Origin of the sequence: Bradyrhizobium sp. JYMT SZCCT0428 (assembly GCF_018131075.1) — a bacterium.
Taxonomy (GTDB): domain Bacteria; phylum Pseudomonadota; class Alphaproteobacteria; order Rhizobiales; family Xanthobacteraceae; genus Bradyrhizobium.
This window is the reverse complement of sequence record NZ_JAFCLS010000022.1, coordinates 41,692-55,985: the sequence shown is the minus strand read 5'-3', so window position 1 is coordinate 55,985 and position 14,294 is coordinate 41,692. Positions and strand designations below refer to the sequence as shown.

Genomic DNA, 14,294 nt, shown 5'->3' with positions numbered 1-14,294 from the left:
TGCAAACCGCACGCGAGACCGCGGGTGCAGCGCGCATCCGGCATTCCCTGCGCCCTCTCTATTTGGGGGCGGAACGAATTTGCAAACCTCGGGCGCATTGCGCCGCGGGAAGGCGAAGGCGTGTTTACGATGACCTATCCACGTCGTCCCGGCCTTGAGCCGGGACCCATACGCCGCGGCCCATCGATTAGAGCGCCGGCGTTAGAGACTTTCTGCAAACAACAGCCGCCGCGGCGTATGGGTCCCGGCGTTCGCCGGGACGACGAAAGCGGACCCGTCCCGCCGTAGCCCAAGGGCGAAGGCGGATTGTTTTACCCGTCCCTTTGCTTTAATCCCCCACCCATCGACCGCCCCGAAACGGAGACCCCGTGCCAGACCAACCCCTACGTATCGGCACGCGCAAGAGCGTGATGGCACTGGAGCAGACCGATGAGGTCGCGCGGCGGCTGCGTGCGGCCAATCCGGGGCTGAACGTCGAGATCGTAAAATTCGAAACCCGCGGCGATCAGGACCAGACCAGCAAGCTGCTGCGTCATGGCGGCAAGGGCGGCGCGTTCGTTGCCGAAATCCGCCAGGCCATGCGCGCCGGCGAATTGCAGGCCGCGATGCATTCGCTGAAGGACGTGCCCGGCAATGAGGAGACGCCCGGCCTCGTCATCGCGGCGACGCTGCCCCGCGATGCCGCCAACGATTCACTGGTGCTGCGTCCGGGCCTGTCGCTGGAAACCTTCAGGGCCTCGCGCGGCAAGGGCTTCAAGATCGGCACCAACGCGGTGCGCCGCGCGGCCTATCTGCGCCGGCTGTTTCCGGAAGTCACCGTGATCCATTACCGCGGCGCCGCCGACACGCGGATCGCAAAACTCGACCGCGGCGACATGCAGCGCCTTCCCGACGGCGGCGAGGTCGGGCCGGCGGATGCGCTTGTCATGGCACGCTCCGGCCTCGAGCGCATCGGCATGACGTCGCGCATTGCCTATGATTTCTCCGTCACCGAGATGCTGCCGTCGGTGGGCCAGGGCATCGTCGCGGTCGAATGCGTCGAGAAAGACTGGGTCACGCGCGGGTATCTGGCCGGCATCGAGAACGCCTCGTCGCGGCTCTGCGCCGAGGCCGAGCGTGAGGTGCTGTGGGTGCTGAACGGCCATTGCAATTCGCCGATCGCGGGTCACGCGACCATTTCCGGCAACGACATGACGCTCACGGCTGCTGTGCTGGATGAGACCGGTCAGCGCTTCATCGAAGCGTCGCGAACGGCGGCGGCGGACCGACCCCGCGAACTCGGCCGCGCGGTTGGTCTGGAATTGCTCGACAAGGGTGCCGCCGAAATCATCGCGCGCAACCGGCCGGACGAGCATTAGAAACGATCCGCTATTAACGCGCGACCTCGCTCCATTCCGGGCAGGCGCGCTGATCGACCGGCACCAGCCAGGCCTTGTAGTTGGTCTTGTCGATCACCTCGGCCGGCAGCATCACCTTCTCCGGCAGCGGTTCGCGCTTGAGATGACGCACCGCCGCCCGCGTCGCGGTGCAGCCGATCTTGAACATGTTGAAGTCGACGCTCGCGAGCATCCCGCCGGCTTCGATCTGCTTCACCGCCGGGAGGATGCCGTTGATGCCGATCACAACAGCCGTCCGGTTGGCGGTCTTGACGCGCGTCGAGCACGCCGAGCGCCATGCTGTCATTGGCTGAAAGCACCGCGTCGATCTGCTTGTGCTCGGCCAGCAGCTTCTCCATTCCGCGCCTGGCGTCGGGGGTCTGGTAATTGCCGACCGCCGAGCCCAGCACCTCGATGCCCGGGAATTCGCCGAAGGCGCGCTGGTAACCGCGCAGCCGCTCGCGGTTGGTGGGTGCGGCCGGCGTGCCCTCGATGACGACGATCTTGCCCTTAGCCCCGAGGTGCTCGAACAGATAGCGCGCCTCGCGATAGCCGATCTCGAAATCGTCGGCGCCGACATAGGTCACAAAACTGCCCGGCAGCGGGTTGGAGACCAGTATCACCGGAATCTTGGCCTCGTTGAGCAGCTTCACCGAAGGGACCATCGCGACATCGTCGACTGGAATGAAGATGATCGCATCCGGCCGGTTCTTGATGACCTGTTCCACCATCGCCTTCTGCTCGTCGACATTGTCGGGCTGCTTCGGCACGAAGTGCACGACCATTGCGCCGGTGGTCCGCGCGATCTGGTCGGCGGCAATGCGGAAGGCCTCATAGGCCGGGTTGGTCGAATTTTTGGTGAATACGGCGATCGTCATCTTGTCGTCAGCGGCGGTGGCATGGTGCGCGAGCAGGGCCGCTACAACGGCTATCGCGGTCGTCATCAAACGTTGCATCGTCGCCTCCCTCAATGTGATCCGAGATATCAACCGCGTCATTGCGAGCGCAGCGAAGCAATCCATAGCCAAGGCAAAAGTAGGAGTGGATTGCTTCGCTTCGCTCGCAATGACGAACACTCACAGCCAAAGAATCTTCTTCCGGTACTCAAGATCGGTCAGCAGCGGCGCGGCCGGTCCCTGATGGAACACCGCGCCGCGCTCCAGCGCGAAGACGCGGTCGGCCAGCGCCAGCACCAGATCGAGATTGTGCTCGACGATCACAATGGACGTGTGCCGGCGCAACTGGTCGAACACCCTGAACAATTCGAGGATCACGGTCGGCGCCAGTCCCTCAAAGGGCTCGTCGAGCAGCAGCAGCTTGACATTGCCCGACATCGCGCGCGCGACCGCGACCATTTGCTGCTCGCCGCCGGAGAGGTAGTCGGCCGCGACGTCCATGCGCTCGGCCAGCCGGGGAAAATATTGCAGGATCTGCGCTTCATCCCACACCACGCCGTTGCTGCCGTCGGTCTTGCGGGCCAGGCGTCCGAGCGAGAGATTTTCCCGCACCGTCATGCCGGCGAACAGGCCGCGGCCCTGCGGCACATAACCGATGCCCATGCGCGCGATATCGGGCGCCGGCAGGCGGGCGATGTCCGTGCCGGCGTATTCGATTTTGCCGGACGACAGCGGCGTCAGTCCGGCGAGCGTCTTCAACAGCGTCGATTTGCCGGCGCCGTTGCGGCCGAGCAGTGCGACGATCTCGCCTTCGCGCACGTCGAGCGAGGCGTCGTGCAGGATATGGCTCTTGCCGTAGAAGGTGTTGACGCCTTCGAAACGCAGAACCTGCGCCGCGCTCTCCCTGGCTTCGTCGGTGCGGCTGTGCTCCACCTCGGGGACGCCGGTGCCGGTATAGATTTCCTGCACCCGGCGGTCGGCACGCACCGCACTGGGCGGGCCGGTCATCAGCACTTCGCCCTGGTTCATCACGGTGACGGAGTGCGAGAAGCCGAGCACGCGGTCGATATCGTGTTCCACGATCAGCACGGGGATATTGGCGGCGACGTTCTTGACGAGGTTCGAGACGCGCTCGCGTTCGGCGGCCGCGAGGCCGGCCAGCGGCTCGTCGAGCAACAGCACCTGCGGCTTGGAGCCGAGCGCGATGCCGAGATCGACCAACCGCTGCCCGCCGTAAGAGAGTTCGCCGCCTTCGATCGTCTCGATGCCTTCGAGGCCGAGGAACTTGATCAGCTCCGCGGTCTCGGCATGAATGCTCTCGTAGCTGTCGATGTCGCGCCAGAAATTGAAGCGCATGTCGCTCTGCGCCTGCAGCGACAGCCGCAAATTCTCGTAGATCGACAGGCCCTTGAACAGGTTGGTGATCTGGAACGAGCGCGCCAGCCCCTGATGGCAGATCAGGTCGGACGGCACGCCCTGAATCTCGCGGCCGTTGAGCTTGATGGTGCCCTTGTCGGTCGGAAACAGACCCGAGACCAGATTGAACAGCGTGGTCTTGCCGGCGCCGTTCGGGCCGATCAGCGCGTGGATTTCACCGGCGCCGACCGCAAGACTCGCATTGTGGACGGCGCGGATCCCGCCAAAGCTCCTGGAGACGCCGTTCACTTCCAGCACGGTGCCGGTGAGCCCCTTCGGCATCAGGAAGGCCGGCAGCGGCAGGCCCTCGTAGATCTTGCGCCGGCTCATGGCCGCGGATTCCTCCGGCGCCGGCCACCAGCGTTTGCTGAGCCGGGCCCAGATGCCGACCAGCCCGTCCGGCGAGAACAGCACGAAGGCCACAAAGATCAGTCCGAACCACAGCAGCCAGTCCGAGGTCCAGATCGAAAACAATTCGCGGAACAGGATGAAGAACAGCGCGCCGAGCGCCGGCCCCAGCATGCTGCGCATGCCGCCGATCACGACGATCGCCAGCAGTTCGCCGGAGAACGGCACCGAGACCGCCTCGGCCGAGACGAGGTAATTCTGGAATCCGATCAGCCCGCCGGCAAAGCCCGTGACCACTGCCGAGATCACGAAGACGCCGAGCTTGTAGCGCTCGACCGGATAGCCCTGGAAGGTGGCGCGCAACTGGTTCTCGCGGATCGCCACCAGCACGTGGCCGAACGGCGAACGCACCAGCCGCAGCAACAGATAGAGCACGCCGAGGCTGAGCACGGCGACGACGATGTAATAGTTGAGCGCGTTGTCGAGATCGAAGGCACCGATGCTGCCGCGCTTCAGGCCACCGAGGCCGTCTTCGCCGCCGGTGACCTTGGTCCAGCGGAAGGCGGTGGTGTAGGCCAGCGCCGCCAGCGCCAGCGTCAGCAGCGAGAAGTAGACGCCGCGGCGCCGCAGGATGACGATACCGACGGCCGCGGAGGCGACCGCCACCACGACCAGCGACAGCAGCAGCGGCAGCCAGATCGAGCCGGGGAACCAGTTGAGCTGGATCAGGCCCGCCGCATAGGCGCCGATGCCGAACCAGGTGCCGTGGCCGAACGAGACCAGGCCAGTGTAGCCGACACACAGGTTGAGCCCCATGGTCGCGATCGCCAGCGCCACCACCATGGTCCCGGTGTTGTGCGACAGGCCAAGCGCCTGCATGCCGAACGGCAGCGCGATCAGTGCGAGGCCCGCCAGCAGCAGCGGCCGGTATTTCGAGGCGGACGACAGCTTCATTCGAATTTCTCGATACGCTCGCCCAACAGCCCGCGCGGCCGCACCAGCAGCACCACGAACATCAGGACATACATTGATGCCTCGCCGGCGGCGGGCTCGAAATGGATGGTGATGCCGCGCACCACGCCGACCAGCAGGGCTGCGATCACCACGCCCCAGAAACTGCCGAGGCCGCCGATCACGACGACGACGAAGGCGACCGTGATGATGTCGGCGCCCATCGCCGGCTGCACGATGGTGATCGGCGCGAAGAAAGCACCGGCGAGTGCGGCCATGCCGACGCCGAGCATCACGATCGCGGTCATATATGGCTGCAGCCGGATGCCCAGCGCCGCGACCATGTCGGGCCGCTGGATGCCGGCGCGCACCACGCGGCCGAACGAGGTCTTGTGCAGCAGCAGCCAAACCCCGACCAGCACGGCGATCACCACAGCGAGAATGAGGAGGCGGTAACGGGAAAACAGGAAGTCGCCGAGGAACACCGAGCCGCGCAGCGCGGGCGGAATCGCCGCCGAAATAGGCGGCGCGCCCCAGATGATGCGGATCGCCTGTTCAGCAACCATCGCGAGCCCGAACGTCACCAGCAGGCTCAGGATCGGGTCGGCGGTGTAAAAACGGCGGAGGATGTAGCGCTCGAACAGGATGCCCAGCATGGCCACCGCAATCGGCGACAGTACGACGGCGGAGCCGAAGCCGAGATATTTGGTGATCTCGACCGAGACGTACGCCCCCAGCGCGAAGAATGCGCCATGCGCCAGATTGACGACGCCGCCGACGCTGAAGATCAGGGACAGCCCGAGCGCGATCAAAAGGTAATAGCCCCCGAGCACGAGGCCATTGACCACCTGTTCCAGCAAGAACGCGAATTGCATGTGCCTACCTTGAACAAGAGCGGCGCCGGCTGGTCGATGCCGGCGCCACTCACACCAAACGGGGCTAGCGCGCCAAGTGGCGCGTCAGGCCTTCATCTCGCAGGGGTTCTGCGTCTTGGTCGGATAGATCTTCTCCAGCGGCTCTGCCGCCACCGGCACGGCGTCACCAAGCACCAGCATGTCCCACTTGTCCTTCATCTCGCCCTTCGGCTTCACCGTGAACGGATAGGCCTCCTGCACCAGCTGATGGTCCCAGGAGCGGAAATAGCCCTTGCGCGCCTTCATGATGTCGAACTCGGTCTGCTTTTCGAAATGCGCGATCAGCGCGTCGCTCTCGGTCGATTTGATCTCGTTGATCGCCTGCGCCAGCAGCTTCAGCGTGACGTATTCGATCCAGGCGTGGTTCTCCGGCGGCTTGCCGTATTTTTGGGTAAAGGCGGCGACAAAGGCCTTGGAGGCCGGGTTGTCGAGCGTGTGATACCAGACGGTCGGCCAGGTGCCGCTGAGATTGCCTTCGCCGGCGGCCCAGGCGTCGCCGGTGTTGAGGTTGAAACCGACCAGCGGGTAGGGGAAGCCGAACTCGGCATATTGCTTCACGAGGTTGGTGACCTGGTTGCCCGCGAGGTTGCAGCAGACAACGTCCGGCTTGGCTTGCCGCACCTTCAGCAGATAGGGGCTGAAATCGGTGACGTCGGTCGCGATCAGTTCGTCGCCGGCCAGCGTGGCGCCGTTGGCGTCGAAGAAGGTTTTTGCGGCTTTCAGCAGATCGTGGCCGAAAATGTAGTCCGCGGTCAGCGTGAAGAACTTCTTGCCCTTCACCATGCCCTTTTGATTGAGCGCTGTGCCGACGGCATTGACCATCACGGTGTTCGGAATGTCGCAGTGGAAGGAGTATCGGTTGCAGTTCTTGCCGCGCAGCGCGTCGGAGCGCGCGCCGGTCGAGAAGAACACCTTCTTGTTGCGCTCGGCGACCTGCATGATGGTCAGCGAGGAGGCCGAGGAGATTTCGCCGAGCAGCACCACGGCGCCATCCTGCTCGATCATGCGCTGGGCCTTGGTCGAGGCGGTCGCGGGATTGACCGAGTCTTCCGAAATCAGGTCGATCTGCTTGCCCATGATGCCGCCGGACTGATTGATCTCTTCCGCGGCGAGCTTGACGCCGAGCTGGGCGTAGCTGCCGATGGCGCCGAGAAAACCGGTCAGCGGCACGAGATGTCCGATCTTGATCCGGGTTGCCTGGGCGCGGACGATCGCCGGAAATCCCAGAGCGGAAGCGCCGGCAAACGCGGCGCCTGTCTTCAACAAAGTACGTCGGCTGTAGCTGAACATGGCGGGTCTCCTCCCTGGGGGCGCGTCACGACGTCCTGCCTCCGATTCTCGCTATGCGAGGATGTGAGAGACGTTCTTTTATTATTGGAGGATAATTCCGGACACGGCCGCGCCTGTCAACGCCAAATGCGTCGCAGATTCGCTTCAGGCGATTGGGGAGAGGCGTTAGGAGGACTTCGCTGTATCGCGGGCGCCGAACTCGGCGGACAACCGGGCGGCGGCGGTTTGCACCAGTTTGGCGCGGCTTTTCAGCACCTGGTCGGACATCCGCCAGATCGGACCAGAAATGCCGAGCGCCCCAATCACGTCGCCGGTAAAATTGTAGACCGGCACCGCGATGCAGCGCACTTCCGCGTTGTACTCGCCGTCGTCGATCGCGATTGCGCTGCGCCGGATTTCGGCAATCTCGCGCAGCAGCACGGCAGGATCGGTGATCGACTTTCCGGTCGAAGGCTTAAGTTCGACGCGTTCGAGGAACCGCTTCAGCTGGTCGGGGCGCAGCGAGGCCAGGATGATCTTGCCGAGCGCGGTGCAGTGCGCCGGCCGCACCACGCCGACCCGGTCGGTGAGCTGGAACGCGCCGGAGCCGCTGGTACGGGCGATGACAACAACGGAATCGCCCATACGCACGGCAAAATGCCCGCTCTCGCCGGTTTCCCGCGAGAGATCTTCCAGCACCGGCGTTGCGAGATTGACCATCTCGATTTCATCGAGCGCGCTGGCGGCGAGCGCGAACAACGGCCGGCCAACGCGGTAGCGCTTGGAATCCCGCTCCTGCCGCATGTAACCCAGCGTGACCAGCGTCTTGGCAAGATGGAACGTGGTGGAATTATGCAGGCCGACAAGCTTGCTGAGTTCGGCGAGGCTGATGCCCTCGCGGTGGCGCGCGACTTCCTCCAGGATCGAAAACGCGCGCCCGAGCGACTGCACGCCGCCGCGCTGACGCTCCTCGGCGTCGTCGTCGATGTTGGGCGCGTTCGATTGCACCAGCCGGGCGACCGCCGTCTTGCGTGGCGTGGCGGGCTTGTCGCTTGTCTTCGGCTTGGTTCGCGATTTCACGGATGGGTCTCCAGGAAGGCAGGGCCGAATTCTATCAGGCTGCCCTCGTCAATGAATAGCATGATGCTCCGCTGCGGGCCCGTCCATCTCTATACCACAATAGCAATTGACGTACAGTATTATGAGAAATAGGGTCCGCCCCTGTCGGCCGCGCTAATCAAGACGCGGCGTCCAGGTTTGTTGAGCAGGGAGAGAGTGATCCGATGGCGCGCAATATGCTCAACGGGGCCCAAATCATCGTCGACTATTTGATTCAGGAGAAAGTGCCGCAGGTGTTCGGCCTGTGCGGCCACGGCAATATCCAGTTCATCGATGCGCTGTACGAGCGTTCCGACGACATCAAGACCATCTCGGTCCACCACGAGAGCGTCGCCGGCTTCATGGCGGACGTTTATTACCGCGTGTCAGGGCGGCCGACCGCGACCTTCACCTCCTGCGGGCCGGGCTCGGCCAATCTGCCGATCTCGCTCGGCAACGCGTTCCTGGATTCGGTGCCGTTCATGGCGGTGACCGGCAATGTGCCGACCAGCCAGTTCAATCGCGGGGCGTTCCAGGAATTGTACCGCCACTATCAGGCCGACTTTCCCTCCACGGTGCGTTCTTATTGCAAGAAGGTGTTCCAGCCGACGCGGGGCGAAATGGTGCCGCTCGCGGTTCGGCAAGCCTGGAAGACGATGATGTCGGGACGTCCGGGTCCTGTTGTGCTGGATGTTCCCTTTGACGTGTTCATGGAGTCGGCCGCCGAGGAGGCGCCAAACGCGCAGGCCTGGAACGCCAACATCTCCAGCCGCTGCGGCGCCGATCCTGAGGGCGTGGTGAAGGCGGTCGATATGCTGCTCGGCGCCGAGCGGCCGGTGATGATCGTGGGGCAGGGCGTCCGCTATGGCGGCGCTGCCGAGGAATTGCTCAAGCTCGCCGAGCGGCTTCAGATTCCGGTGGCGGCATCGGCCAGCGGCCTTGGCGCGATCGATTGCAACCATCCGCTGGCGCTGGGGCTGGTCGCACGCGCCGGTCATTACCAGGCCAACCACGCGACGCGTCAGGCTGACGTGCTGCTGGCGATGGGAATGCGGTTCGACGATCGCACCTCGAGCTCGTGGATTCCCGGTTACTCCTTCACCATTCCGCCGACGCGGCTGATCCATGTCGACATCGACCCCGAGGAGATCGGCCGCAACTATCCGGTCGCGCTCGGGCTGATGGCCGACGTGCGGACGTTCCTGCGGCAGGTCCATGCCGAACTCGATCGCCGCGCCGATCTGACCAAGAAGGCCGACAGCCGCAAAAAATGGCTGGCGCAGATCGATACCTATCGCAAGGAATGGGACAAGTTCGTCGCACCCGGATTTTCCGACGACACCATGCCGATCAACCCGCAGCGCGCTGCGCTCGAGATCGACAAGGCGCTGCCGGAGAATGCGATCCTGGTTAGCGACATCGGCGTGCACCACAATTGGCTGTTGAGCTTTTGCAAGCCGAAGCGGCCGGACTCGCTGATCGGTTCGATGGGATTCGGCCCGATGGGGTTTGGTGTCGCCGGCGTGATGGGCGCGAAATTCGCGGCGCCCGACCGGCCCTGCGTATCCGTGTGCGGCGACGGCGCCTTCTTCATGCACGCCAACGTGCTGGGAACGGCGGTCGAATACAATCTGCCCGTGGTCTGGGTGGTCTGGAACAATTACGCCTATGCCTCGATCCGCGGGCTGCAGCGCGGTTATCTCGGTGGCCGCGAACTGGCGACCGACTTCCACGATCCCGTGACAGGCCAGCGCTACAATCCGGATTTCGCCGCGATGGCGCGCTCCTGCGGCGTCGAGGGCGTGCGGGTCGATCGCGCCGGCGATATCGGCGAGGCCATCCGCAAGGGCATCGCCGCCAACAAGCCCTATCTGATCGACGTCGATATCGCCGCCGATATCAATCCCACGGGCGCCGGCGTCTGGGAATTGCCCGGCCTTGGCCAAAGCAAGGCGGGCATCGGCACCCGCTATCAGCCCGTCTGATTTGAACCGAGGAGAGCGCATGTTGCTTGCAGGCAAGAAAATCGTCGTCGTCGGTGGTTCCTCCGGCATCGGTCTTTCGACCGCGGAAATGGCCAAGCGCGAAGGCGCCGATGTCATTGTTTCATCCCGGAATGTCGAGCGCCTCGACAAGGTGGCGGAAACGCTGAACGCGATCGCGATCCCGGCCGATGTCACCAGCGACGAAAGCATCGCAAAGCTGTTTCGCGCCTGCGGTCCGGTCGATCATGTCGTGGTCACGGCAGCCCAGCTTCGCACCGGTCCGTTCAGGACGGTCGCGATGGAGGACGTGCGGTCCACGATGGAAAGCAAGTTCTGGGGCGCATGGCGCGTGGCGCGATCGGCGGAGATCCGCCCCGGCGGATCGCTGACGCTGGTCTCAGGCTTTCTCAGCGTTCGCCCGCGGCCGAATTCGGCGATCGTCAGCGCCGCCAATGGCGCGCTCGAATCGCTGGCAAAAGCGCTGGCGCTCGAACTGGCGCCGGTGCGCGTCAATGCCGTCTCGCCCGGCGTGATCGATACGCCGATTCGCGCCGCGATGCCCGAGGAGGCGCGCCGTGATATGCTCGCCAAGACCGCGGCGGCATTGCCGGTCGGCCGGGTCGGGATCGGCGACGATGTCGCGCGGCAGATATTGTCGTTCATGGCGAACGGTTTTGCGACGGGGTCGATCGTCTATATCGACGGCGGCGCGCTGGTGATCTGATCGTCGCGGTAACTGAGGAGCACCAAATGGCTTCAGAGGATCACGGCGCTTTCATCCGCAACATCGCCGAAGTGCCCTGGCGCGAATTCCCCAATCATTTTGGCGGCGCGCTGTCGAAACCGCTGGTCATGCCGGAGACGGCGGGCTCGCGTCACATCGACTACCGGATTTCGATGTACCAACCGATGGCCCATGTCGCGCGCCACAAGCACAAGATCCAGGAGCAGATCTATCACGTGCTCGAGGGTGAGGGGCTGATGGAAATCGCCGGCAAGAACCACGTCGTGCGCAAGCACGATTTTATTTTCCTGCCGCCGGGCGTCGAACACGCCATCTCGAATTCCGGCCTGGTCGATCTGGTGTTCCTCGTCATTACTTCACCGGTGACGGATGACGAGAAGCCGGTCTGACACGACGGCGACATTACGCCGCAAGATCAAGCAGCAGGCACGATGAGCCTCTAATCAGCACCTTGCGTCCGTTTGACGTGAGGACCGGCACATCGTCGTTGATCGTAACGAGGCCAAGCGCAATCAGGCCTTGAATTGTGAATCGATGCATCCGCTGTGGCCGGGATGTGGAGTTGCGCAAGTTCTTCAACACTTCCCACTGATCGGGCGTCAGATCGTAGTCGATTTCATCGTTCATGGCGTCCAAAGACTCCTCACGTTCTCAAGGCGCGTGATAGCCGCCGCTCATGAAATTCATGCGACCACAACGAGTCAGGATTTGGACGTGCGGTGTTGCGCCGTCACATCATCGTGTCATTGGAAACTTTCAACTGTCGCGAATCGTGACATGCTGCATTGCGTCAATGCGCCTTAATCCTTAACCGCGGCGCACGCTGGCGCCGCCATCCACCGGCAACGTCACGCCGGTGATGAAACTCGCTTCGTCGGAGGCGAGAAACAGCGCGGCATTGGCGACATCCCAGCCGGTTCCCATCTTCTGACGCAGCGGAACCTTGCTGTCGCGCTCGGCCTCGACCTCGGCGCGGGTCTTCTTGAATTCGCGCGCGCGGGTATCGACCGCCATCGGCGTATTCATCAGGCCGGGCAAGATCACGTTGGCGCGGATGCCATATTGCGCGTTCTGGTAGGCGAGCTGTTCGGTGAAGGCGATCATCGCCGATTTGGTCGCCTTGTAGGCGACATATGGATAGGTCGTGATCGCCGCCATCGAGGAGATGTTGATGATGCTGCCGCTCTGTTGCTGGCGCATGATCGGGATCACATGCTTGGCGGCGAGGATGCAGCTCTTCAGATTGATCGCGACGCAACGGTCGAACGCCTCCTCGGTGATATCGAGCAGTTCGGCGTCGCCGCCGGACAGGCTGACGCCGACATTGTTGTGCAGGATATCGACACGGCCCCACCGTCCATGCGCATCCGCCACCATCGCCTTGATGTCGGCATTTTTGGTGACGTCGGCCTTGAAGGCGATCGCCGTACCCTGTTTGGCCGCGATCAGATCGACGGTCTCCTGCGCCGATTCGAGATGATGATCGACGCACAGCACCCTGGCGCCCTCGCGCGCGAAGGTGAGCGCGGTGGCGCGGCCGTTGCCGATGCCCTCGCCGGGGCTCTGGCCGGCGCCGACGACGATGGCGACACGATCTTTCAGGCGCATTTCATTCCACTCCCGGGATCGGGTACTGTTGCAGTACCTCTTTGTAGTAGGGCTCGTTGTCCATCTTCATCGTCGCCAGCACGCGGACCACGGCGCAGTAGAACGCGATGGTGACCACGAGGTCGGTCATGTGCTCGTCGGAGAGGTCTTGCTTGATCTCGGCGAAGGTTGCATCCGACATCGCCAGCTCGCGCACCATCTCGCGGGCGCCGCGCAGGATTGCTTTCGCGAGCGGTTCGAGGTTCGAGGATTTGCCCTCGGTCTCGGCCATCATCGCCTTGATGTCGTCGTCGGTGACGCCGAACTCCTTGCCGATCTTCACATGATGGGTGAATTCGTATTCCGACTTCTCCATCCAGCCGACCTGCAGGATCGCAAGCTCACGCAACCGCGGATCGAGCGTGCTCTTGTGGCGGATGTACCCGCCGAGGCCAGAGAAGGCGCGCGCCATGTCGGGCGAATTGACCAAGAGCTTGTGCAAATTGGTGTTGCGCTTGAGCATGTCGCGATATTCGGGGGCGACCTGGTCGGCTTCGAGATAGGGCAGGCGGGCCATTTTATTGTTTTCCTTATTGGCAAGTTCGTCCGGCCGCGCCGGACGCGACCGCGTCAGGTCGCTCAGCCATAGAGGGCTTTATGCTCGCTCGCGTAATTGGCGTAGGAATCCTTGATGCTCGCGAGATTGAGCAGCATGGTGGCGACGGGCTTGTCGTCGGTGGCGAACACCGTGGTGCGCACCCACATGCTCTCGGTCCGGCGGCTGCCGCTCAGCGCCACGACCTCGCGTTCGGTGATGTAGTTCTCGCCGGCGAATAGCGGCCCGCGCAGCAGGCGGATTTCCTGATCCGCGAACAGTCCGACCGCGGGGCCTCGCACCGGCAATCGATCCTCGCGCGCGCGATATTGAAACAGCACGCTCAGCATCTCCATGGGGATAATGGCCCGGCCCCAGGGATTGAGCTCTTGTGAATAATACGCCGAAGGTTCGGTGATGACCTTCAGCTTCTCGGCCAGCGAAAATGGATAGAGATCGCCCATGTTCTGGTCGAAATCCATTTTCACCGTTTGCCGGCCGGTCTTCATGCCGACCTTGAGGTCGGCGAGAATCACGGGATCGGCGAGCGGCTTGAGTTCGCCGAGCCGCCGGTGCAGCGCTGTTTCCGTCCCATCGCCGCCGACCGAGGCGGTGCCGCGCAAAATCTCAGTGCCGTCGCGTTTGGTCATGCCGATGGTGCAAACGGTCTGGCCCGGCTTTGGCTTCTCGATATTGGCCTGGACTTCCTCGCCTTCGAAAGCGGGATTGCGATAATGCGCCGAGAGGCATCCCGTCTCGAACCAGGCTCGGCCCCAGATCCGTTCGCACAAGGGCGCGAACTGGCTGAAATGGGTCGGGCCTTCGATCGTGCCACCCTGAAAGCCCAGCTTTTGCGCTGTCGCATCGTCGTGGATCGAAGCGTGGGAGTCGTAGACTTGGGCATGCAGCATCTGCGCCGGGCGCCGCCACGGCCCGACGAGCACGTCGCCGCTCTCCAAAATTTCGGTCGTGAATGCCGCTTCTGTCATCTCTAGGTTTTCCTTGAAGTCTTCCTTGGGCTCTCCCGTTTGCCGTCCAGCGTTTCAAAGAAGCGAGGGTTCGGCAAGGGTGCGGGCGAAATCCAATCGCAGCCGAGATATGTCTTGCCGCCATG

13 protein-coding genes are annotated in these 14,294 nt (G+C 63.4%); 4 read left to right on the top strand and 9 right to left on the bottom strand.

The features are described 5' to 3' along the window. The first annotated feature begins 368 nt into the window (after window positions 1-368). Window positions 369-1,358: a hydroxymethylbilane synthase gene (hemC, locus tag JQ575_RS22725; protein WP_312015994.1), complete on the top strand. Its 990-nt coding sequence runs from the start codon at window positions 369-371 to the stop codon at window positions 1,356-1,358. On the opposite strand, the gene JQ575_RS22720 is transcribed toward hemC, so the two are convergent. From JQ575_RS22720 to JQ575_RS22700, 5 genes are all read right to left on the bottom strand, one after another. Then, entirely contained in the window at window positions 1,355-2,332 is a 978-nt protein-coding gene (locus tag JQ575_RS22720) for a sugar ABC transporter substrate-binding protein (RefSeq protein WP_212035388.1), read from the bottom strand. The genes hemC and JQ575_RS22720 overlap by 4 nt on opposite strands. A 120-nt stretch (window positions 2,333-2,452) precedes the next feature. Beyond that, on the bottom strand, window positions 2,453-4,990 hold the full coding sequence (locus tag JQ575_RS22715; protein WP_212035387.1) for a branched-chain amino acid ABC transporter ATP-binding protein/permease: 2,538 nt from the start codon (window positions 4,988-4,990) through the stop codon (window positions 2,453-2,455). Then, a complete protein-coding gene (locus tag JQ575_RS22710; protein WP_212035386.1) occupies window positions 4,987-5,862 on the bottom strand; it encodes a branched-chain amino acid ABC transporter permease in 876 nt (291 codons plus the stop codon). The genes JQ575_RS22715 and JQ575_RS22710 overlap by 4 nt, the downstream gene beginning before the upstream one ends. An 84-nt stretch (window positions 5,863-5,946) precedes the next feature. Beyond that, entirely contained in the window at window positions 5,947-7,191 is a 1,245-nt protein-coding gene (locus JQ575_RS22705; RefSeq protein ID WP_212035385.1) for an ABC transporter substrate-binding protein, read from the bottom strand. A gap of 165 nt (window positions 7,192-7,356) precedes the next feature. Continuing rightward, on the bottom strand, window positions 7,357-8,250 hold the full coding sequence (locus JQ575_RS22700; RefSeq protein ID WP_212035384.1) for an IclR family transcriptional regulator: 894 nt from the start codon (window positions 8,248-8,250) through the stop codon (window positions 7,357-7,359). 203 nt (window positions 8,251-8,453) lie between these two features. Between JQ575_RS22700 and JQ575_RS22695 the strand changes: the two genes are divergently transcribed. The 3 genes from JQ575_RS22695 to JQ575_RS22685 are packed head-to-tail and all read left to right on the top strand — an operon-like array spanning window position 8,454 to window position 11,387. Beyond that, window positions 8,454-10,253 carry a thiamine pyrophosphate-binding protein gene (locus JQ575_RS22695; protein ID WP_212035383.1) on the top strand — a complete coding sequence of 600 codons (1,800 nt, stop codon included), beginning with the start codon at window positions 8,454-8,456 and terminating at the stop codon, window positions 10,251-10,253. 19 nt (window positions 10,254-10,272) lie between these two features. After that, window positions 10,273-10,977, top strand: a complete 705-nt coding sequence (locus tag JQ575_RS22690) for an SDR family oxidoreductase (RefSeq protein WP_212035382.1) — start codon at window positions 10,273-10,275, stop codon at window positions 10,975-10,977. Window positions 10,978-11,003: 26 nt separating this feature from the next. Next, window positions 11,004-11,387, top strand: a complete 384-nt coding sequence (locus JQ575_RS22685) for a cupin domain-containing protein (protein WP_212035381.1) — start codon at window positions 11,004-11,006, stop codon at window positions 11,385-11,387. A gap of 13 nt (window positions 11,388-11,400) precedes the next feature. On the opposite strand, the gene JQ575_RS22680 is transcribed toward JQ575_RS22685, so the two are convergent. From JQ575_RS22680 to JQ575_RS22665, 4 genes are all read right to left on the bottom strand, one after another. Further along, window positions 11,401-11,625: a hypothetical protein gene (locus tag JQ575_RS22680; protein WP_212035380.1), complete on the bottom strand. Its 225-nt coding sequence runs from the start codon at window positions 11,623-11,625 to the stop codon at window positions 11,401-11,403. 180 nt (window positions 11,626-11,805) lie between these two features. Then, window positions 11,806-12,606 (bottom strand): SDR family NAD(P)-dependent oxidoreductase, encoded by an 801-nt coding sequence (locus JQ575_RS22675; protein ID WP_212035379.1) that lies wholly within the window; start codon window positions 12,604-12,606, stop codon window positions 11,806-11,808. 1 nt (window position 12,607) lies between these two features. Then, entirely contained in the window at window positions 12,608-13,162 is a 555-nt protein-coding gene (locus tag JQ575_RS22670) for a carboxymuconolactone decarboxylase family protein (protein ID WP_212035378.1), read from the bottom strand. A gap of 62 nt (window positions 13,163-13,224) precedes the next feature. Continuing rightward, window positions 13,225-14,169 carry a hypothetical protein gene (locus JQ575_RS22665; RefSeq protein ID WP_212035377.1) on the bottom strand — a complete coding sequence of 315 codons (945 nt, stop codon included), beginning with the start codon at window positions 14,167-14,169 and terminating at the stop codon, window positions 13,225-13,227. Between the last annotated feature and the right edge of the window lie 125 nt (window positions 14,170-14,294).